Source organism: Rhodanobacter sp. UC4437_H4 (assembly GCF_052978425.1).
Genome location: NZ_CM129673.1, coordinates 3610350 through 3629557 on the forward strand (window position 1 = coordinate 3610350; position 19208 = coordinate 3629557).

The 19208-nt window shown below is 66.7% G+C and carries 18 protein-coding genes and 1 tRNA gene; 18 read left to right on the plus strand and 1 reads right to left on the minus strand.

The genetic code is table 11. From position 1 onward, the window contains the following. Window positions 1–151: 151 nt before the first annotated feature. The 9 genes from ACVCL3_RS16345 (at window position 152) to ACVCL3_RS16385 (ending at window position 8525) form a co-directional block, all read left to right on the plus strand. Entirely contained in the window at window positions 152–610 is a 459-nt protein-coding gene (locus ACVCL3_RS16345) for an SUF system Fe-S cluster assembly regulator (protein WP_395119698.1), read from the plus strand. 5 nt (window positions 611–615) lie between these two features. Next, on the plus strand, window positions 616–2082 hold the full coding sequence (sufB, locus tag ACVCL3_RS16350; RefSeq protein WP_447098403.1) for a Fe-S cluster assembly protein SufB: 1467 nt from the start codon (window positions 616–618) through the stop codon (window positions 2080–2082). Between the two features lie 139 nt (window positions 2083–2221). Further along, window positions 2222–3001 carry a Fe-S cluster assembly ATPase SufC gene (gene sufC / locus ACVCL3_RS16355; RefSeq protein ID WP_395119696.1) on the plus strand — a complete coding sequence of 260 codons (780 nt, stop codon included), beginning with the start codon at window positions 2222–2224 and terminating at the stop codon, window positions 2999–3001. Beyond that, the gene (gene sufD / locus ACVCL3_RS16360; RefSeq protein ID WP_447099980.1) at window positions 2998–4296 is read left to right on the plus strand and encodes a Fe-S cluster assembly protein SufD; all 1299 of its coding nucleotides are present in this window, start codon (window positions 2998–3000) and stop codon (window positions 4294–4296) included. The genes sufC and sufD overlap by 4 nt, the downstream gene beginning before the upstream one ends. 131 nt (window positions 4297–4427) lie before the next feature. Beyond that, the gene (locus tag ACVCL3_RS16365) at window positions 4428–5672 is read left to right on the plus strand and encodes an aminotransferase class V-fold PLP-dependent enzyme (RefSeq protein ID WP_447099981.1); all 1245 of its coding nucleotides are present in this window, start codon (window positions 4428–4430) and stop codon (window positions 5670–5672) included. Between the two features lie 71 nt (window positions 5673–5743). Further along, window positions 5744–6658: an acyltransferase gene (locus ACVCL3_RS16370; protein WP_447098405.1), complete on the plus strand. Its 915-nt coding sequence runs from the start codon at window positions 5744–5746 to the stop codon at window positions 6656–6658. A 1-nt stretch (window position 6659) separates the two neighbouring features. Beyond that, window positions 6660–7595 carry a 2-dehydropantoate 2-reductase gene (gene panE / locus ACVCL3_RS16375; RefSeq protein WP_447099982.1) on the plus strand — a complete coding sequence of 312 codons (936 nt, stop codon included), beginning with the start codon at window positions 6660–6662 and terminating at the stop codon, window positions 7593–7595. 67 nt (window positions 7596–7662) lie between these two features. Further along, on the plus strand, window positions 7663–8214 hold the full coding sequence (locus tag ACVCL3_RS16380; RefSeq protein ID WP_447099983.1) for a GNAT family N-acetyltransferase: 552 nt from the start codon (window positions 7663–7665) through the stop codon (window positions 8212–8214). Then, window positions 8211–8525, plus strand: coding sequence for a non-heme iron oxygenase ferredoxin subunit (locus tag ACVCL3_RS16385; protein WP_395119690.1), 315 nt, complete (start codon window positions 8211–8213; stop codon window positions 8523–8525). Before ACVCL3_RS16380 ends, ACVCL3_RS16385 begins: the two co-directional genes overlap by 4 nt. A gap of 9 nt (window positions 8526–8534) precedes the next feature. On the opposite strand, the gene ACVCL3_RS16390 is transcribed toward ACVCL3_RS16385, so the two are convergent. Next, window positions 8535–9185: a GspH/FimT family pseudopilin gene (locus tag ACVCL3_RS16390; protein WP_447099984.1), complete on the minus strand. Its 651-nt coding sequence runs from the start codon at window positions 9183–9185 to the stop codon at window positions 8535–8537. 49 nt (window positions 9186–9234) lie between these two features. Between ACVCL3_RS16390 and uvrB the strand changes: the two genes are divergently transcribed. From uvrB to tssG, 9 genes are all read left to right on the plus strand, one after another. Next, the gene (gene uvrB, locus ACVCL3_RS16395) at window positions 9235–11256 is read left to right on the plus strand and encodes an excinuclease ABC subunit UvrB (protein WP_395119688.1); all 2022 of its coding nucleotides are present in this window, start codon (window positions 9235–9237) and stop codon (window positions 11254–11256) included. 75 nt (window positions 11257–11331) lie between these two features. Continuing rightward, window positions 11332–11406 (plus strand) — tRNA-Val (locus ACVCL3_RS16400). A 762-nt stretch (window positions 11407–12168) separates the two neighbouring features. After that, the gene (tssB, locus tag ACVCL3_RS16405) at window positions 12169–12690 is read left to right on the plus strand and encodes a type VI secretion system contractile sheath small subunit (protein WP_324899045.1); all 522 of its coding nucleotides are present in this window, start codon (window positions 12169–12171) and stop codon (window positions 12688–12690) included. Window positions 12691–12696: 6 nt separating this feature from the next. Beyond that, entirely contained in the window at window positions 12697–14190 is a 1494-nt protein-coding gene (gene tssC, locus ACVCL3_RS16410; protein ID WP_447099985.1) for a type VI secretion system contractile sheath large subunit, read from the plus strand. Window positions 14191–14313: 123 nt separating this feature from the next. Continuing rightward, window positions 14314–14808: an Hcp family type VI secretion system effector gene (locus ACVCL3_RS16415; protein ID WP_324899050.1), complete on the plus strand. Its 495-nt coding sequence runs from the start codon at window positions 14314–14316 to the stop codon at window positions 14806–14808. Window positions 14809–15014: 206 nt separating this feature from the next. Beyond that, a complete protein-coding gene (locus ACVCL3_RS16420) occupies window positions 15015–15803 on the plus strand; it encodes a type VI secretion system accessory protein TagJ (protein ID WP_324899053.1) in 789 nt (262 codons plus the stop codon). Window positions 15804–15822: 19 nt separating this feature from the next. Continuing rightward, the gene (gene tssE / locus ACVCL3_RS16425; protein ID WP_324899055.1) at window positions 15823–16326 is read left to right on the plus strand and encodes a type VI secretion system baseplate subunit TssE; all 504 of its coding nucleotides are present in this window, start codon (window positions 15823–15825) and stop codon (window positions 16324–16326) included. A gap of 6 nt (window positions 16327–16332) precedes the next feature. Next, window positions 16333–18216, plus strand: coding sequence for a type VI secretion system baseplate subunit TssF (gene tssF, locus ACVCL3_RS16430; protein ID WP_395119624.1), 1884 nt, complete (start codon window positions 16333–16335; stop codon window positions 18214–18216). Further along, window positions 18180–19202, plus strand: coding sequence for a type VI secretion system baseplate subunit TssG (gene tssG / locus ACVCL3_RS16435; protein WP_324899059.1), 1023 nt, complete (start codon window positions 18180–18182; stop codon window positions 19200–19202). The genes tssF and tssG overlap by 37 nt, the downstream gene beginning before the upstream one ends. Window positions 19203–19208: the final 6 nt, after the last annotated feature.

The following is a 19208-nucleotide window of genomic DNA, read 5'->3' on the forward strand; positions in this document are numbered from 1 at the left end:
GGCGCGGCAGACACAGGCTGGTCTGCGCACACGACGAGGTGAAAGAGGCGGGCCTGGCTACCCTGCGCCGGTGGCGGCGGTCACGTTGACCGCGGCCGGCTTAATCAGTACCATTTTGGTCCCGATTCAAGCCCGGCCGATTCCGCCTGCCATGCTTCGCGTCAGCCGCCTCACCGATTACGCCACCGTGGTGATGACCTGCATCGCCGCGCACCCGGCTGACGTGCTGAGCACCGCGCAGATCGCCGACGAGACGCGGCTCGAGCTGCCCACGGTCAGCAAGCTGCTCAAGGCGCTGGGCCACGCCGAACTGGTCGAGTCCTTCCGCGGCGTCAACGGCGGCTACCGGCTGGCCCGCCCGGCCAGCGAGATATCGCTGGCGGAAATCGTCGAGGCGCTGGAAGGGCCGATCGGCATGACCGAGTGCGGCGTGGGCGAAGGCCAGTGCGAACGCGAGGCGCAGTGCGGCGTGCGCGGCAGCTGGCAACGCATCAACAGCGTGCTGGACCAGACCCTGCGCGCGGTCAGCCTGGCCGACATGCTCAAGCCGCCGCCCGCGAAACGAAAAATCGCCGTCACCGTGAAAACCGGCGAGGCCATCACCGAATGAACAGCATGATCAACGACAGCAGCAGCGCCACCGCACTGCGCGACAACGCCGACGTCGCCGAGGCGCTCGGTCGCAGCTACTCGGCCGGTTTCATCACCGAGATCGAGATGACCGGCCTGCCGCCGGGCCTGGACGAGGGCACCATCCGCGCCATCTCCGCCGTCAAGCACGAGCCGGAATGGATGACCGAGTGGCGGCTGCAGGCCTATCGCCACTGGTTGACCATGCCCAAACCGGACTGGGCCAAGCTCAACATCGACCCGATCGACTACCAGGCGATCAGCTATTACGCCGCGCCGAAGAAGCAGCCCAAGTCGCTGGACGAAGTCGATCCGGCCCTGCTGGAAACCTACGAGAAGCTCGGTGTACCGCTGCACGAGCGCGCTGCGCTGGCCGGCGTGGCGGTGGATGCGGTATTCGACTCGGTCTCGGTCGGCACCACCTTCCGCAAGCAGCTGGCCGACGCCGGCGTGCTGTTCTGCTCGATGAGCGAGGCGATCCGCGAATACCCCGAGATCGTGCAGAAATACCTGGGCAGCGTGGTGCCGACTGGCGACAATTTCTTCGCCGCGCTGAACTCGGCGGTGTTCTCCGACGGCAGCTTCGTGTTCATCCCGAAAGGTGTGCGCTGCCCGATGGAGCTGAGCACGTACTTCCGCATCAACGCGCAGAACACCGGCCAGTTCGAGCGCACCCTGATCGTGGCCGAGGAGCGCGCCCACGTCTCCTACCTCGAAGGTTGCACCGCGCCGAAGCGCGACGAGAACCAGCTGCATGCGGCGGTGGTCGAGCTGGTGGCGCTGGAAGGCGCGCAGATCAAGTACTCCACCGTGCAGAACTGGTATCCCGGCGACGAGAACGGCGTGGGCGGCATCTACAACTTCGTGACCAAGCGCGGCGACTGCCGCGGCGACGACTCGAAGATCTGCTGGACCCAGGTCGAGACCGGCTCGGCGATCACCTGGAAGTATCCGTCCGTGGTGCTGCGCGGCGACCGCTCGGTGGGCGAGTTCTACTCGGTGGCGCTGACCCACCATTTCCAGCAGGCCGACACCGGCACCAAGATGATCCACATCGGCAAGCACACCAAGTCGAAGATCGTCTCCAAGGGCATCAGCGCCGGGCGCAGCTCCAACAGCTACCGCGGCCTGGTGAAGATGGAGAAGGGCGCCGAGGGCGCGCGCAACTACACCCAGTGCGACAGCCTGCTGATCGGCAAGCAGTGCGGCGCGCACACCTTCCCGTACATGGAAGTGAAGAACCCCACCGCGATCGTCGAGCACGAGGCGACCACGTCCAAGATCTCCGACGACCAGATGTTCTACTGCCGCGCGCGCGGCATCCCGGAAGAGGATGCCGTGTCGATGATCGTCGACGGCTTCTGCAAGCAGGTGTTCCGCGAACTGCCGATGGAGTTCGCGGTGGAGGCGAAGAAGCTGCTTGAGGTGAGCCTCGAAGGTGCGGTGGGTTGATGCTTTTTCCTTCTCCTTCCGGGAGAAGGTGCCCGAAGGGCGGATGAGGGTACGGGCCCGCACGGATTTTTCCGCAAGCCCCGAACCCTCACCCCAACCCCTCTCCCGGTGGGAGAGGGGCTCAAGATCAGGAATCCTCATGCTCAAAATCGAAAACCTGCATGCCCGCGTCGAGGGCAAGGAAATCCTCAAGGGGCTCAGCCTCGAAGTGAACGCGGGCGAGGTGCACGCGATCATGGGGCCGAACGGCGCCGGCAAGTCGACGCTGGGCAACGTGTTGTCCGGCCGTGACGGCTACGAGGTGACCGCCGGCAGCGTGACCTACAACGGCATCGATCTGCTGGCGCTGGCGCCGGAGGCGCGCGCGGCGGCCGGGGTGTTCCTGGCGTTCCAGTACCCGGTGGAGATCCCCGGCGTCAACAACACCTATTTCCTGCGCGCGGCGCTGAATGCACAGCGCAAGGTGCGTGGCGAGAAGGAGCTCGACTCGATGCAGTTCCTCAAGCTGGTGCGCGAGAAACTCAAGGTGATGCAGATCTCCGACGAGCTGCTGCACCGCGCCGTCAACGAGGGCTTTTCCGGCGGCGAGAAGAAGCGCAACGAGATCTTCCAGATGGCGGTGCTGGAGCCGCAGCTGGCGATCCTCGACGAGACCGACTCGGGCCTCGACATCGACGCGCTGAAGCAGGTGGCGCAGGGCGTCAACACGCTGCGTTCGCCCGAGCGCGCGTTCCTGATGATCACCCACTACCAGCGCCTGCTCGACTACGTGGTGCCGGACTTCGTGCACGTGCTCGCCGGTGGCCGCATCGTCGAGAGCGGCGACAGGTCGCTGGCTTTGAAGCTGGAAGCGCATGGCTACGCCGGGATCGGCGCCAGCCATCCGGCAGTCCCGCACCAGGCGGGAGCGCAGGCATGAACCAGCCGGCATCGCTGCCGTTGGTCGCCTCGCTGCTGGATGCCCCGCTGCCGCCCAGCGGCATCGCCTGGCTGGATGCGGCGCGGCAGGAAAACCGCGCGGCGTTCGCCATCGGCGGTCTGCCCGACACGCGGGTGGAGGCATGGAAGTACACCGCACTGCGCGGGCTCGGCCAGCGCCGCTTTACCCAGGGCGACGCCGCGGCGCAGACGCGCGCGGTGGAGGCATCGACTCTGGCATTGCCCGGTGTCTCGGGCGTTCGCCTGGTCTTCGTCAACGGGGCGTTCCGCGCCGATCTGTCGGCGGTGGATTCGCTGCCCGCCGGACTTTCGCTGCAACCGCTGTCGCAGGCCTTGCGGGGCGACGTCGAACCGCTGCGTTTCGCGCTGTCGCGCCACTACCGCGACATCGGCGACGCGTTCGCACAGATCAATGCCGCCAGTGCCGGTGATGGCGTGGTACTGCGCGTAGCCGCCCACGCCAGGATCGACCAGCCGGTGCAGCTGGTGTTCGTAGGCGCCGAGGCCGAACTGGCCTGGCATGTGCGCAATGTGATCGAACTGGGCGAGGGCGCCGAGCTGAGCCTGGTCGAACAGCATGCAAACCGTGGCGACGCCGCGCAGTTGGCCACCGTGGTCAGCGACATCGAACTGCGCGACGGTGCGCAGCTGCATCACGTCATGCTGCAGGATGCGGCGGCCGGCACCAATCTGATTCGACGCAGCAGCCTGCGCCTGCATGCGCGCGCGCAGGCTGCCCTGCACGTGCTGGAACTGGGTGGCGCGTTGGTACGCCACGACCTGCGTGCCGAGCTGATCGGCGACGGCGCACAGGTGCACACCCGCGGCGTGTTCATGCCGCATGGTCGCCAGCACATCGACACCCAGCTGGCGATCCGCCACCAGGCGCTGGACACCACCTCCACCTCGCACTGGCGCGGCGTCGCCAACGACCGCGCACGCGGCGTGTTCCGCGGCGCGATCGTGGTGGCGCCCGGTGCCGACGGCAGCGACGCCAACCTCACCAACAAGAACCTGCTGCTGTCGCCGAGCGCCGAGATCGACACCAAACCGGAGCTGGAAATCTATGCCGACGAAGTGCAGGCCGCGCACGGCGCCACGGTAGGCCAGCTCGACGAGCGTTCGCTGTTCTACCTGCGCTCGCGCGGCATTCCGCTCGCCGAGGCACGCGCACTGCTGACTGCCGCATTCTGCCGCGCGGTGCTGGACGACCTGCCGAACGTGGCCCTGCGCGAGCATCTATCCACCTTGCTGGTCGCACAGCTTCCCGCTTGACGCTCCAGCTCCTGGGCCTGCCCGCAGGGGCAGGCCGGGAGGGGCGAGGCTCCTGGCCTGAAGATCAAGAGCGCACCCCAGCCCAACCCTCCCCTGCGAGCGGGGGAGGGAGCCCCAACCGGATTCTCCGAATGAACGCACAAGCCAGCACACCGACCGTCTTCGACGTCCAGCGCATCCGCGCGGACTTCCCGTTGCTGTCGCGCACGGTGCACGGCAAGCCGCTGGTGTACTTCGACAGCGCCAACACCAGCCAGAAGCCGGTGTCGGTGATCGAGGCGGTGAACACCCACTATCGCGAACACAACGCCAACGTGTCGCGCGCGGTGCATCAGCTGGGCGAGGAGGCCACGGCGGCGTATGAAGGCGCGCGCGACAAGCTCGCGCGGTTCATCCATGCCGGTTCGCGCGATGAGGTCATCCTCACCTCCGGCACCACCCAGGCCACCAACCTGGTCGCCTACAGCCATGTGCTGCCGCAACTGAAGGCGGGCGACAGCATCCTCACCACGGCGATGGAGCACCACGCCAACATCGTGCCGTGGCAGCTGGTTGCCGCGCGCCGCGGCGCCACGGTGAAGGCCGCGCCGATCGACGAGCGCGGCGAGCTGATCGTGGAGAAGTACGTCGAGATGCTGACGCCGGAGGTGAAGCTGGCCTGCGTCACCCACGTTTCCAATGTGCTGGGCACGGTCAACCCGGTGCGCGAGATCGCGCGCGAATGCCGCAAGCGCGGCATCCCGCTGCTGGTCGACGGCTCGCAGGCGGTGCCGCACCGGCGGGTGGACGTGCAGGCGCTGGGCTGCGATTTCTACGCGCTGACCGGGCACAAGATGCTTGGCCCCACCGGCACCGGCGCGCTGTGGGCGAGGCGCGAACACCTGGAGGCGATGCCGCCGTTTTTTGGCGGCGGCGAGATGATCCGCGAGGTGAAGTTCTCCGGCACCACCTTCGCTGCGCCTCCGCACAAGTTCGAGGCCGGCACGCCGAACATCGCCGGCTTCGTCGGCCTGGCGGCGGCGATCGACTACTACGAGTCGGTCGGCTTCGCGGCGATCGAGGCATGGGAGCAGCAACTGCTGCATTACGCCACGGAACGCCTGCGCGAGATTCCCGGCCTGCGCATCATCGGCGAGGCGGCCGAGAAGGAGCCGGTGGTCTCGTTCCTGCTGGAAGGTGCGCAGGCCACCGATCTGGCGACCCTGCTCGACCTCGAAGGCGTCGCCGTGCGCTCCGGCCACCACTGCGCGCATCCGTTGATGCAGTTCTTCGGCGTGCCCGCCACGCTGCGTGCGTCGCTGGCGTTCTACAACACGCGCGAGGAGATCGACAGTTTCGTCGTCGCCCTGCTCAAGGTGCGCCGCCTGCTGCGCTGAAACGGCGGCGGCTTTCCTGCCGCCGCCACGGTCGGGCATCATGTGCGGCGGAGTCCCCATCGATCATCCCCATGCTTGCCTCGTTGCCATCGTTCATCCGCGTGCCGCTGGCGCTGCTTGCGCTTGCACTCAACATCCTGTTGCACGTGGCTTTCATTTTCGCGTTCACCCTGCTCAAGCTGCTGCTGCCGGTACACGCGATTCGGCAGGCCTGCTCACGCGCCCTGGTCGCCATCGCGGAAAGCTGGATCGGCGTCAACAATGTCCTGTTCGGCGTGTTCGCCCGCGTGCGCTGGCAGGTCGAGGGGCTGGCCGGGCTGCGTCGCGACGGCAACTACCTGGTGCTGTGCAACCACCAGAGCTGGGTGGATATCCCGGTGCTGCAGAAGGTGTTCAACCGGCGCATCCCGTTCCTGCGCTTTTTCCTCAAGCAGGAACTGATCTGGGTGCCCTTGCTCGGCCTGGCATGGTGGGCGCTGGATTTCCCCTTCATGAAGCGCTATTCGCGGCAGGCCCTGCTGCGCCACCCCGAGCTGCAGGGCAAGGACCGCGAGGCGACCCGCCGCGCCTGCGAGAAGTTCCGCCACATGCCGGTGTCGGTGATGAACTTCGCCGAAGGCACGCGCTTCACGCCGGCCAAGCACGACGCGCAGCATTCGCCGTTTCGCTACCTGCTGCGGCCGAAAGCCGGCGGCGTGGCCTTCGTGCTCGATGCGATGGGCGAGGCGCTGCACGCGATCCTCGACGTCACCATCGTCTATCCGCATGGCCCATGCACCATTGCCGACCTGATCGCCGGTCGCGTGCGCGAAATTCGCGTGCATGTGCGTGAGCGCCCGATCGGTCGCGAGCTGATCGGCAGCTACGACGAGGACGCGGCATTCCGCGGCCGGGTCAAGGCATGGATGAACGACTTGTGGCACGAGAAGGACGCCCAGGCGGCGCGCATGCAGCTGTCGCCCGATGCCGGATCGAGAGGAGACTGAAATGCGTGTGCTGGTCGTGGGCGCCGGGGCTACCGGCGGCTATTTTGGCGGCCGCCTGCTGCAGTACGGGCGCGATGTGACCTTCCTGGTGCGTGAGGGCCGCGCGCGGCAGCTGGCGCAGCACGGCCTGGTCATCCGCAGCGCGGCCGGCGACGTCGACCTGCCCGCACCGCCGACCGTGCTGGCAAGTGCACTGTGCGAGCCGTTCGACCTGATTCTGCTCAGCTGCAAGGCCTACGGCCTGGAGCAGGCGATGGCCGACATCGCTCCGGCCGTGGGCGAGCGCACCACCGTGCTGCCATTGCTCAACGGCATGCGCCATCTCGACCTGCTGGATCACCGCTTCGGTGCCGAGCGCATCTTCGGCGGCCAATGCGCCATTTCCGCCACGCTCGACGCGCAAGGAGCCGTGCAGCATCTCAACCGGCTTCACAGCCTCACCTTCGGCGAGCGCGACGGCAGCGCGTCCGCGCGCATGCAGGCGATCACCGGAATGCTGGGTCAGGCCGGTTTCGACGCGCGACCCAGCGACGCGATCGTGCAGGAGATGTGGGACAAATGGTTTTTCCTGACCTCGCTGGCCGGCATCACCTGCCTGATGCGCGGGGCGATCGGCGAGATCGAGGCCGCACCCGGCGGTCGCGCGGCGGCGCTCGCGCTGCTGGAGGAATGCCGCGCGACGGCGGCAGCGGCCGGCCATGCTCCCCACGAGCGCGTGCTGGAACGGGCGCGCGGCATGCTGACGGAACCGGGGTCGCGCCTCGAAGCTTCCATGCTGCGCGACCTGCGCCAGGGCCATCCGATCGAGGCCGACCACGTGGTGGGCGACATGCTTGCGCGCGCGCGACAGGCGCAGTTGCCGGCCACGATGCTGGAACTCGTCCATGCGCACCTCAAGGTCTACGAGGCCCGTCGGCTGGCCACCCCGTCGGCATGAGTCGATCCGGCGTGCGCGCTTGCTGCAGATCATGGCCGGCCGGCACGTCGCGCATTACCATGCGCGGATGACAGAGCCACGCGCCCCCGTCGCATTTCGCACCGCCCGCGCGGCGGACGTCCCTGCCATCGTCGCGCTGGTCGAATCGGCTTATCGCGGCGAATCGGGCTTGCGCGGCTGGACCACCGAATCCCACCTGCTCGACGGCCAGCGCACCGACGCGGCCGATGTCGAGGCGTTGATCGCGCGGCCGGACAGCTGCGTGCTGCTGGCGTTCCGCGACGGTGCGCTGGTGGCGAGCTGCCACGTCGAGCGGCAAGCTGCGGCCGGCTATTTCGGCATGTTCGCGGTTGACCCGGCGGAGCAGGGCCACGGCCTGGGCAAGCAGGTGCTGGCCCAGGCCGAACGCATCGCGCGCGAACAGTGGCATTGCAGCGCGATGCGCATGACGGTGATCGTGCAGCGCGAGGAGCTGATCGCCTGGTATGGCCGGCGCGGCTACCGGCGCACCGGCGAACGGCAGCCGTTCCCGTACGGCAACGAGCGTTTCGGCATTCCGCGTCGAGCCGACCTGTGTTTCGAGGTGCTGGTCAAGGAGTTCACCGAGGTGCTTGCATGAACGGATGGATCAGGGTCGGCACGCGCAGCGATTTCCTGCCCGGCGAATACAAGGTGGTGTGGGACGGCGACACGTCGATCGCTGTGTACAACATCGACGGCGCGCTGTATGCGGTCGAGGACACCTGCACCCACGATGGCGGCGAACTGGCTGGCGGCGAAGTGTTCGGATTCGAGGTGGAATGCCCGCGCCACGGCGCGCGCTTCGACCTGCGCACCGGTGCGGTGACCAGGCCGCCGGCGTATGTCCCGATCGCCAGCTTTCCGGTGCGCGAGGAAGACGGCGCGATCTGGACGCGCGACGACCGCTGACTTCGCGCGTCAGCCGCCTTGTTGGCAGCGCGCGGCCTGTGCGGCTGTGGCCGGGGCGCCGCGCACCCGGCCGGCATTGGACACCACCACGCTGAGCGCCTGGCTGCCCCGCCCCGGCTCGCAGAACAGCAAAGTCAGGTTGCTGCCGCCGGCACTGCCGTCAGGCTGGAAGCGCACCTCGTGGCGGCCATTGCTGCTGGTGATGCGCAGACCCAGGTCATAGGCCGTCCCGGTGCGGGCGGGTTGGCCATCGGGCTGGTGATCGCCGTCGAGGTCCTGTCCGAGCAGCCAGCCATGTTCCCAGCGGTTGTCTTCGCTGCATCGGCTGCCATCCGCACTGGGGCAGAACAGCGTGCGTTTGCCGGTGATCACCGCGGTGCTGCGCGTGTGTCGCAAGGCGGCGATGAAGTCGCTTTGCGCCGCCTGCAGTCGATTGCGGCTCAACACATGGTGCAGCGGCGGCAACGCGATGCCGGTCAGAATGCCGGCGATGGCCAGTACCATGACTTGTTCGATCAGGCTGAAACCGCGGTTCGCTTTCCATGGCGTCGTCGTCATCTCGCATCCTGCGCTGTGCCGGAACCGGCATGCTAGGACGATGGCCCGTGCCAGCCAGCAGCCCGATGCCGCCCGCGGCGTCGGACTCTGCTGACGCGGCATGTCAGCAGGCCGGATTTAAAATGTGCCGTCCCGCCCACATCTGCAGCTGATGACCGACCGCTTCCAACTCGCCGCCCCCTACCAGCCCGCCGGCGACCAGCCGCAGGCGATCCAGCGCCTGGCCGAGGGTTTCGAGGCCGGCCTGGCCGCGCAGACCCTGCTCGGCGTGACCGGCTCGGGCAAGACCTACACCATCGCGAACGTCATCGAGCGCATCCAGCGCCCGACCATCGTGATGGCGCCGAACAAGACGCTGGCCGCGCAGCTGTACGGCGAGTTCCGCGAGTTTTTCCCGCACAACGCGGTGGAGTACTTCGTCAGCTATTACGACTACTACCAGCCGGAAGCCTATGTGGTGGCGTCGGACACCTTCATCGAGAAGGACGCCTCGATCAACGAGCACATCGAGCAGATGCGGCTGTCGGCGACCAAGGCGCTGCTGTCGCGCCGCGATTCGATCATCGTGGCCACCGTCTCGGCGATCTACGGCCTGGGCAATCCGGAGGACTACCTGTCACTGCGCCTGATCCTGGCCACCGGCGAACGCATCGACCAGCGCAAGCTGATCCACCAGCTGACCGAGCTGCAGTACACCCGCAACGAAACGGAGCTGCGCCGCGGCACCTATCGCGTGCGCGGCGAGATCGTCGACGTGTTCCCGGCCGAGTCGGAGACCGAGGCGCTGCGCATCGAGCTGTTCGATGGCGAAGTGGAGAAGATGGCGCTGTTCGATCCGCTCACCGGCGAGACGATCCGCAAGGTGCAGCGCTATACCGTCTACCCGCGCACGCACTACGCCAGCACGCGCGAGAGCGTGCTCAACGCGATCGAGACGATCAAGGTCGAACTGAAGGACCGGCTGGAATATCTGTACAGGGAGAACAAGCTGGTCGAGGCGCAGCGACTGGAGCAGCGCACCCGCTTCGACCTGGAGATGATGGCCGAGGTCGGCTACTGCCAGGGCATCGAGAACTACTCGCGCCACCTGACCCGCCGCGCGCCGGGCGAGCCGCCGCCGACCCTGTTCGACTACCTGCCGGCCGACGGCCTGCTGGTGGTGGACGAGTCGCACGTCACCGTGCCGCAGCTGGGCGCGATGTACAAGGGCGACCGCTCACGCAAGGAGACCCTGGTGGAGTTCGGTTTCCGCCTGCCCTCGGCGATGGACAACCGGCCGCTGCGTTTCGAGGAATGGGAGGAGCGCGTGCCGCGGGCGATCTACGTCTCCGCCACGCCGCGCGATTACGAACTGCACAAATCCGGCGATGCGGTGACCGAGCTGGTGGTGCGCCCGACCGGCCTGGTCGATCCGGAAGTCGAGGTGCGCCCGGTGCGCACCCAGGTCGACGACCTGCTCAGCGAGGTGCACAAGCGCGTGGCGATGGGCGACCGCGTACTGGTCACCACGCTGACCAAGCGCATGGCCGAGAACCTCACCGAGTACCTGTCCGAGCACGACGTGAAGGTGCGTTACCTGCACTCGGACATCGAGACGGTGGAGCGCAGCGAGATCATCCGCGACCTGCGCCTGGGCGAGTTCGACGTGCTGGTCGGCATCAACCTGCTGCGCGAGGGCCTGGACATGCCCGAGGTATCACTGGTGGCGATCCTCGACGCGGACAAGGAGGGCTTCCTGCGTTCCACCGGCTCGCTGATCCAGACCATCGGCCGCGCTGCCCGCAACGTGCGCGGCAAGGCGATCCTGTACGCCGACAACGTCACCCGCTCGATGCAGGCGGCGATGGACGAGACCGCCCGCCGCCGCGAGAAGCAGATCGTCTTCAACGAGGTGCACGGCATCACCCCGAAAACCGTGGTGCGGCGCATCGCCGACATCATGGAGGGCGCGCGCAGCGAGGTCGGCAACCGGCGTGGCGGCAAGACGCGCACCCGCGACCGCGCGGTGGCCGAGCAGGGCGCCGATTACGCCGGTCTCGGCGCGGCGCAGGCGGCTGCCCTGCTGAAGAAGCTGGAGGCGCAGATGTACAAGCACGCCCAGAACCTGGAGTTCGAGGACGCCGCCCGGCTGCGCGACCAGATCCACCAGTTGCGCGAGCAGGCCCTGCGCTGAGCCGGGCGGCGGGATATTGTCGGGCGCCGCCGGCTCCCGTATACTGCGCGGCTCGCACGGCCTGGCCGTGGCGACGGGCGGTTAGCTCAGCGGTAGAGCACTACCTTGACATGGTAGGGGTCACAAGTTCGATCCTTGTACCGCCCACCAATTCCATGATCCACCGATCGAGTGGAACCGAGAGGGGAATCCGGCCAGGGTTCCCCTTTTTCGTGGGACGACGGCGCGCTCGTCGCTGGCCGCGCGGCCATCTGATTCGTTCGCCGAACACGTTCGCGTCCGCTGCGCGTGCCCTCGCCGGCCGCGCGATTCGATGCCCTCTCGCCGCTCCCTCGCGGATCGGCGGAATTCCGTCGATTCAGCTTGCAGCAATCTCTTCACGGATGTAGATTGCCCGGACGGTCGATCGTACTCCGGCTGCCAGCGATCTTCGGGTCCGGGCGCGCCGTGAGGCGACGAGGAGATCGGGCACGCAGCTACGCCAAGTCCAACGCCGAGGTGGGGTGGTCATCGGTTTCGACGTGCGACGGCGGGATGTGGTGCTTCAGTAAAGTCGGATGGTGTGCCGAGACGTTGCATGCGTCGCGGCGCATGTCATGCCGCCACTGCCGAACCGCCGGGGGGAACGAAGGGGACGTATGGACTTGCGTGCACAGTCGCCATCGGAATCGTGCCTTGCTCCCGTACGTCGACGCGGTTCGCGCGGGCGCGTTGCCGTGTCGCCCGATCTTTCTGCCGATCGCCAATGCCGCGCGCACGATGTCTCGGTCACGACCGTGCAAGGTCGCCGCCGCGTCTGCGCACCTGCCTTCAATGACTTTTCGTTCCGTTGCCGCCGGGCTGGTCCCGGCCGCGCCGGGGCGGATGAATGCTGCATCTCGAAAACCCAAGCATGCCCACCGGGAGAGTCGCATGGCCAAGCAAAGTAGTCAGAAATTCATCGCGCGCAATCGTGCGCCCCGCGTGCAGATCGAGTACGACGTCGAGGTCTACGGCGCACAGAAGAAGGTGCAGGTACCCTTCGTGATGGGCGTGATGTCGGACCTGTCCGGTGCCAATGCGGGCGAGCTGCCGCCGATCGAGGATCGCAAGGCGCTGGAGATCGACGTCGACAATTTCGACAGCCGCCTGAATTCGATGAAGCCGCGGGTGACCTTCGCGGTGCCGAACACGCTCACCGGCGAAGGCAGCCTGGCGGTGGACATCACCTTCGAGAGCATGGACGACTTCTCGCCGGCGGCGGTCGCCCGCAAGGTGGGCGCCGTGGCGAAACTGCTCGAGGCGCGCACGCAGCTTGCCAACCTGGATACCTACATGGACGGCAAGGCAGGCGCTGAAAACCTGATTGCCCAGGCACTCAAGGACCCGGCGCTGCTGCAGTCGCTGGTTTCGGCGCCCAAGCCCGCCGACGACACCAACAAAGACGGGGAGTAAGCACGCATGGCCACCGAAAAGCTAGCCGAACAGGAAGGCGCCGTACAGACTCTCGACGCCGGCGACTTCGCTGCGTTGCTGAGCAAGGAGTTCAAACCCAAGAGCGACCGCGCCAAGGAAGAGGTCGAATCGGCCGTGCGCACCCTGGCCGAGCAGGTGCTGAACAAGGCCGACATCGTTTCCGACGACGTCGCCCAGACCATCAACGCCTACATCGCCGAGATCGACCGCAAGCTCAGCGAGCAGATCAACCTGATCATGCACCACCCCGATTTCCAGAAGCTGGAAAGCGCGTGGCGCGGCCTGCATCACCTGGTCAACAACACGGAGACGGATCAGCTGCTGAAGATCCGCGTGATGAACATCTCCAAGAAGGAGCTGGGCAAGACCCTGAAACGCTACAAGGGCACGGCCTGGGACCAGAGCCCGATCTTCAAGAAGCTGTATGAGGAAGAGTACGGCCAACTGGGCGGCGAGCCCTATGGCTGCCTGGTCGGCGACTACTACTTCGACCACAGCCCGCCCGACGTCGAGCTGCTTGCCGGCATCGCGCAGGTTGCGGCTGCCGCACACGCGCCGTTCATCTCGGCCGCGGCTTCCACCCTGATGGGCATGGACAGCTGGAACGAGCTTGCCAACCCGCGCGACCTGGCCAAGGTGTTCTCCACGCCGGACTATGCCGCGTGGCGCTCGCTGCGCGAGTCGGACGATGCCAAGTACATCGGCCTGACCATGCCGCGCACCCTGGCCCGCCTGCCGTATGGCGCCAACACCGATCCGGTGGAGGAGTTCAACTTCGAGGAGGACACTGCCGGCGCGGACTCGTCCAAGTACACCTGGCAGAACGCGGCTTACGCGATGGCGGTGAATATCAACCGCTCGTTCAAGGAATATGGCTGGTGCTCGCGCATCCGCGGCATCGAGTCCGGCGGCGCGGTGGAAGGCCTGCCCGCACACACCTTCCCGACCGACGACGGCGGCGTGGACATGAAGTGCCCGACCGAGATCGCGATCACCGATCGCCGCTCGGCCGAGCTGGACAAGATGGGCATGATGCCGCTGGTGCATCGCAAGAACTCGGACATGGCCGCGTTCATCAGTGCCCAGTCGCTGAGCAAGCCGGAGGAGTACGACGATCCGGACGCCACCGCCAACGCGGCACTGGGCGCGCGCTTGCCGTACATGTTCGCCTGCTGCCGCTTCGCGCATTACCTGAAGTGCATCGTGCGCGACAAGATCGGCTCCTTCAAGGATCGTACGGCGATGGAGCGCTGGCTGGCGTCCTGGATCAACCAGTACGTCGACGGCGACCCGGCCAACTCCAGCGAAGAGACCAAGGCCCGCAAACCCTTGTCGGCCGCGGAGGTGGTGGTGGAAGAGGTGGAAGGAGCACCTGGGTATTACACGTCGAAGTTTTTCCTCAAGCCGCATTATCAGTTGGAGGGCCTGACCGTTTCCCTGAGGCTGGTGTCCCGTCTTCCTTCGGCGGCCAAGAGCTGACCCGGAAGTTTCTCGCAGGTTCGTTCCACGGTTTCAACTGGCAGTACCAGTCAATCGCCGAGCAGCTTCCTCCGAGCGAGAACTGTCCGGTTCACCTGATTTCAACAGACAAGGAGAATTCTCATGGCACTAGACATGCACCTGAAGCTGGAGGGCGGCGACGTCACCTTCACCGGCGAATCCAAGCACACCAAGCACAAGGACCAGATCCAGCTGCTGGCCTGGTCCTGGGGGATGTCGCAGAGCGGTTCCTTCGGCCATGGCACCGGCGGCGGCGCGGGCAAGGCCAACGTGCAGGACATCAGCTTCACCAAGTACCTCGACAAGAGCACCACGTCCTTCATCAAGGCGCTGGTCACCGGCGCGCACATCGGCACCGCGACCTTGTTCGTGTCCAAGGCCGGCGGCAAGCAGGAGGACTACTTCACCATCAAGCTGACCAGCGCGATGGTGACCAGCTATTCCACCGGCGGCTCGGGCGGTGAGGACATGCTGACGGAGAACATCTCGATCAGCTTCGCCAAGTTCGACGTCGAGTACTTCGCCCAGAACGACAAGGGCGTGGTGGCTTCGGCCGGCACGGTCGGGTACAGCGTCGAGGAAGTCGCGGCGAGCTGAGCTGGCGCCTGACCAGGCTTCGCCGGAACCTGCTGTCCGGCGGTCCAGGTGCAGGGGACGAATGCAACGGCTTGTCGCACCCCGGACTTCCGGGTGCGACCAGCGGCGTTTGTCCGCCTGCACCCGGGATCGTCCGGTCGGGGTGACGGCGACCTTCCCGCACCCGCGGCCCCGCTGCCGACGGGGCGCCGGCATCGAGAGACGACATGACACCCGAAAGCAAGCTCAAAGAAGGCCGGCCGGACGAAGCGTTGCAACTGCTCACGGCGGAAGTACGCAACAACCCGGCAGATGCCAAGCGCCGGGTTTTTTTATTCCAGTTGCTGGCGCTGCTCGGACAATGGGAGCGGGCACAGAACCAGCTCAGCGTCTGCGGCGAACTCGACCCGCTCAACGCCATGATGGTCGGTGCCTATTCGGAGGCGCTGAAGGGCGAACTGGTGCGCGCCGACGTCTTCGCCGGCAAACGCATGCCGGTGATCATCGGCGAGCCGGAACCCTGGCTGGCGTGGCTGCTGCAATCGCTCAAGCTCGGCGCCGAAGGCAGGCACGAGCAGGCCGCGACGCTGCGCGAGCAGGCACTGGAACAGGCTCCCGCGGTGGCGGGCAACATCGACGGCGCCGCGTTCGAGTGGATCGCCGATGCCGACCCCCGCATCGGGCCGTGCCTGGAGATCATCGTCAACGGCGGCTACTCCTGGGTACCGTTCTCGCGCCTGCGCGAGCTGAAATTCGAGGCCCCCAGTGACCTGCGCGACAAGATCTGGGTGCCCACCCAGGTGACATGGAGCAATGGCGGCCAGGCCATCGGCTTCATTCCGGGGCGTTACGCCGGCAGCGAACGGTCCGAGGACCAGGACATCGTGCTCGGGCGCAAGACCGACTGGGTGGAGCAGGGCAGCGACCAGATCGGTCTGGGACAGCGCATGCTGGCCACCGACGTGGCCGACTATCCGCTGCTCGACGCGCGACTGATCACCTTCGACGTCGCCTGAGCCGGAGTGCCGACTTTCCATGGCTGAGCTCACCACCCAGGAACGACTTCAGCCTTCGCTGCTCGATCGCCTGACCGACGACGAGCCGGGCAAGCTGGAGGAAAGCCGCGAGAAGCGCGTGATCTCGGTGTCCCGACTGCGCGAATGCGTCACCCGCGATATCTCCTGGCTGCTGAATTGCGTGAGCCTGGAGGCGAATGTCGAGCTCGAGGAATATCCCGAGGTTTCCCGCTCGGTGCTCAACTTCGGCATCCCCGACCTTACCGGTGCGGCGCTGTCGGGAATCAACGCCGAAGCGCTGCAGCGCCGTGTACGCGATGCCATCGTGGCCTACGAGCCGCGGCTGACCGCCAACACCCTGCGCGTCAACGTCAACGCGTTGACCAAGCGCATGGATCGCCAGGCGCTGATTTTCAACATCGAATCGGAAATGTGGGCGCAACCGATTCCGTTGAACCTGTACCTGAAGACCGAAGTCGACCTGGAGACCGGCAACTTCAAGGTGTCGGAGGGCTTCGGCTGATCGCCCATGGACCCGAGACTGCTGCGCTACTACAACCGGGAACTGCAACACGTACGCGAAATGGGCGGCGAGTTTGCCCGCGAGTATCCGAAGATCGCCGGCCGCCTCGGCCTGGAAGGCTTCGAGTGCGCCGACCCCTACGTGGAACGCCTGCTGGAAGGCTTTGCCTTCATGGCCGCGCGCGTGCAGCTCAAACTCGACGCGCAGTATCCGGTGTTCACCCAGCACCTGCTGGAGATGATCTATCCGCATTACCTGGCGCCGGTGCCCTCGATGGCCGTGGTGCAGATGCACCCGGACCTCAAGGAAAGCGGCCTGCTGGCCGGCCACAAGGTGGCCCGGCACACGGCATTGCGCAGCATGATCGGCAAGGACGACCGCACCGCCTGCGAATACCGCACCGCCCACGAGGTTACCCTGTGGCCGCTGGAGCTGGCCGAGGCGAAGTATTTCGAGACCCCCGCCGCGATCGCCGCCGCCGGGGTGGTGCTGCCGGCCGGCAAGACCGTACGCGCCGGCCTGCGCCTGAAGTTCCGCGTCACCGCCGGTGCCCAGGCCAACATGCTGGCGCTGGACCGGCTGCCGATATTCCTTGCCGGCGCCGATGAACTGCCCAAACGCCTGTACGAGCAATTGCTCGGCAATGCGGTCGGCTACCAGGTCCGCGCGCAGGGCGCGTCGGGGGCGATCAACGAGAACCACGACGCCAGCCACATCGAGCGTCGCGGCTACGACGACGACGAGGCGCTGATCCCTTACTCCGGGCGCTCGTTCAGCGGCTACCGGCTGCTGCAGGAGTATTTCGCCTGCCCCGAGCGCTTCCTGTTCGCCGAGTTCACCGGCCTGCGGTCGCTGCTGGCGCGGGCCAAGGGCAACGAGTTCGAGATCGTGGTGTTGTTCGACCGCAGCGTGGCCAGCCTGCACAACGCCGTCGACGTCAGCAACTTCCGGCTGTTCTGCACGCCGGCGATCAACCTGTTCCCGCGGCGTGCCGATCGCATCCACCTGACGCAGGGCACCAGCGAATACCACATCCTCGCCGATCGCACCCGGCCGATGGATTTCGAAATCCACAGCATCGGCAACGTCGAGGGGTTCGGCGACCGGCAGGAGCCGGAGCAGCGCTTCCTGCCGTTCTACGGCTGCGACGAGCGCACCTGGCACGCGCGGCACTCGGCCTACTACACGATCCGCCGCGAGCCGCGGCTGTTGTCCTCCCGGCAGAAGCGCCAGGGTGCGCGCTCCAGCTACATCGGCAACGAGATGTTCATCTCGCTGGTCGACTCCAGCGAGGCGCCGTACTCCACCGAGCTGCGCCAGATCGGCATGCAGCTGATGTGCACCAACCGCGACCTGCCGCTGCAGATGCCGGTCGGCAAGTCGCACACCGACTTCACCCTGGAGACGGGCGCGCCGGTGGAATCGATCCGCTGCGTCGCCGGTCCGACCAAGCCGCGTGCCTCGGTCGCCACCGGCGAGACCGCGTGGCGCCTGCTCAGCCACCTGCAGCTCAACTACGTGTCGCTGCTGGAAAACAACGCGGGCGAAGGCGCCGCGGCACTGCGCGAGATGCTGACCCTGTACTGCGACGAGTTCGACTCCAGCGCACTGCGCCAGATCGAGGGGCTCAAGGCGGTGAGTTCGCAATCCATCGTGCGACGCATCCCGTTGCCCGGGCCGATCACCTTCGGCCGCGGCCTGGAGATCACCCTGACCTGTGACGACGGCGCCTTCGAGGGCACCGGAGCGTTCCTGCTGGGCGCGGTGATGCAGCAGTTCTTTACCCGTTACGTATCGATCAACTCCTTCACTGAAACCGTTCTGCGCACGCTGGAACGCAACGAGGTCGCCCGATGGCCCGCCCGGCTGGGAACACGGCAGACGCTGTAGCGCTGGAGAACGCGCTGCGCGACCATCCCGAGTCCTTCGAGTTCTTCGAAGCGCTCCGGCGGTTGGAGTGCGCATTCCCGGAGCGTCCGCGGCTGGGCCAGTCGACCAAGGTCAGCGACGATTTCGTGCGCCTGGGCCAGACCCCTTCGCTGGCCTTTGCGCCACGCACCGTGGACAGCTACCAGCCCGGTGGCGGCGGCCGCCCGGCGCGCATGCGTGGCCTGTTCTTCGGCCTGTTCGGCCCGAACGGGCCGTTGCCGCTGCACCTGACCGAATACGCGATGGACCGCGAGATCAACGCGCGGGATTCCACCTTCCGCGCGTTCGCCGACATCTTCCACCATCGCATGATGAGCCTGTTCTACCGCAGCTGGGCCGACGCCCAGCCCACGGTGCAGCTGGATCGCCCCGAGGAGGATCGTTTCCAGCTGTACATGGGCGCGCTGGTCGGCCTGGCCACGCCGGATCTGGGCGATCGCGACGCCTTGCCGGACCAGTTCAAGCGGTTCTTCGCCGCACGCCTGCTGCAGCAGGCGCGCAATGCCGAAGGCCTGCAGGGCATGCTGGAGCGCTTCTTCCGCGTGCCGGTGGGCGTCGTCGAGTTCATCGCCGAATGGATGCGCCTGCCGTCCGCCTCGCAGCTGCGCCTGGGCGCCTCGCGCGAGGTTGCAGCACTGGGCCTGACCACGGTCACCGGCGAATACGTGCGCGGCAGCCAGCAGCGTTTCCGCCTGCGCCTGGGGCCGCTCACCCGCGCCCAGTTCAACAACTTCCTGCCCGGCGGCGAAGCGCTGCGGCAACTGGTGGCCGCGGTGAAAACCTACGTCGGCGAGGAAAAAGCCTGGGATGTGCAGTTGGTACTGAAGAAGGCCGATGTCCCGGTGACGCGCCTGGGGCGCGAAGGACGGATGGGCCTGACGACGTGGATGGGCTCGCCCCGGCACGACGACGACGTCGACGAGGTCGTGCTGCAACCGGTGGGATAGCCGCTG

What these genes read in the sequence shown, in the direction of transcription:
- ACVCL3_RS16345 (WP_395119698.1), top strand. Translation starts at nt 152, where the DNA reads ATGCTTCGCGTCAGCCGCCTCACCGATTACGCCACCGTGGTGATGACC.
- sufB (WP_447098403.1), top strand. Translation starts at nt 616, where the DNA reads ATGATCAACGACAGCAGCAGCGCCACCGCACTGCGCGACAACGCCGAC.
- sufC (WP_395119696.1), top strand. Translation starts at nt 2,222, where the DNA reads ATGCTCAAAATCGAAAACCTGCATGCCCGCGTCGAGGGCAAGGAAATC.
- sufD (WP_447099980.1), top strand. Translation starts at nt 2,998, where the DNA reads ATGAACCAGCCGGCATCGCTGCCGTTGGTCGCCTCGCTGCTGGATGCC.
- ACVCL3_RS16365 (WP_447099981.1), top strand. Translation starts at nt 4,428, where the DNA reads ATGAACGCACAAGCCAGCACACCGACCGTCTTCGACGTCCAGCGCATC.
- ACVCL3_RS16370 (WP_447098405.1), top strand. Translation starts at nt 5,744, where the DNA reads ATGCTTGCCTCGTTGCCATCGTTCATCCGCGTGCCGCTGGCGCTGCTT.
- panE (WP_447099982.1), top strand. Translation starts at nt 6,660, where the DNA reads ATGCGTGTGCTGGTCGTGGGCGCCGGGGCTACCGGCGGCTATTTTGGC.
- ACVCL3_RS16380 (WP_447099983.1), top strand. Translation starts at nt 7,663, where the DNA reads ATGACAGAGCCACGCGCCCCCGTCGCATTTCGCACCGCCCGCGCGGCG.
- ACVCL3_RS16385 (WP_395119690.1), top strand. Translation starts at nt 8,211, where the DNA reads ATGAACGGATGGATCAGGGTCGGCACGCGCAGCGATTTCCTGCCCGGC.
- ACVCL3_RS16390 (WP_447099984.1), bottom strand. Translation starts at nt 9,185, where the DNA reads ATGCCGCGTCAGCAGAGTCCGACGCCGCGGGCGGCATCGGGCTGCTGG.
- uvrB (WP_395119688.1), top strand. Translation starts at nt 9,235, where the DNA reads ATGACCGACCGCTTCCAACTCGCCGCCCCCTACCAGCCCGCCGGCGAC.
- tssB (WP_324899045.1), top strand. Translation starts at nt 12,169, where the DNA reads ATGGCCAAGCAAAGTAGTCAGAAATTCATCGCGCGCAATCGTGCGCCC.
- tssC (WP_447099985.1), top strand. Translation starts at nt 12,697, where the DNA reads ATGGCCACCGAAAAGCTAGCCGAACAGGAAGGCGCCGTACAGACTCTC.
- ACVCL3_RS16415 (WP_324899050.1), top strand. Translation starts at nt 14,314, where the DNA reads ATGGCACTAGACATGCACCTGAAGCTGGAGGGCGGCGACGTCACCTTC.
- ACVCL3_RS16420 (WP_324899053.1), top strand. Translation starts at nt 15,015, where the DNA reads ATGACACCCGAAAGCAAGCTCAAAGAAGGCCGGCCGGACGAAGCGTTG.
- tssE (WP_324899055.1), top strand. Translation starts at nt 15,823, where the DNA reads ATGGCTGAGCTCACCACCCAGGAACGACTTCAGCCTTCGCTGCTCGAT.
- tssF (WP_395119624.1), top strand. Translation starts at nt 16,333, where the DNA reads ATGGACCCGAGACTGCTGCGCTACTACAACCGGGAACTGCAACACGTA.
- tssG (WP_324899059.1), top strand. Translation starts at nt 18,180, where the DNA reads ATGGCCCGCCCGGCTGGGAACACGGCAGACGCTGTAGCGCTGGAGAAC.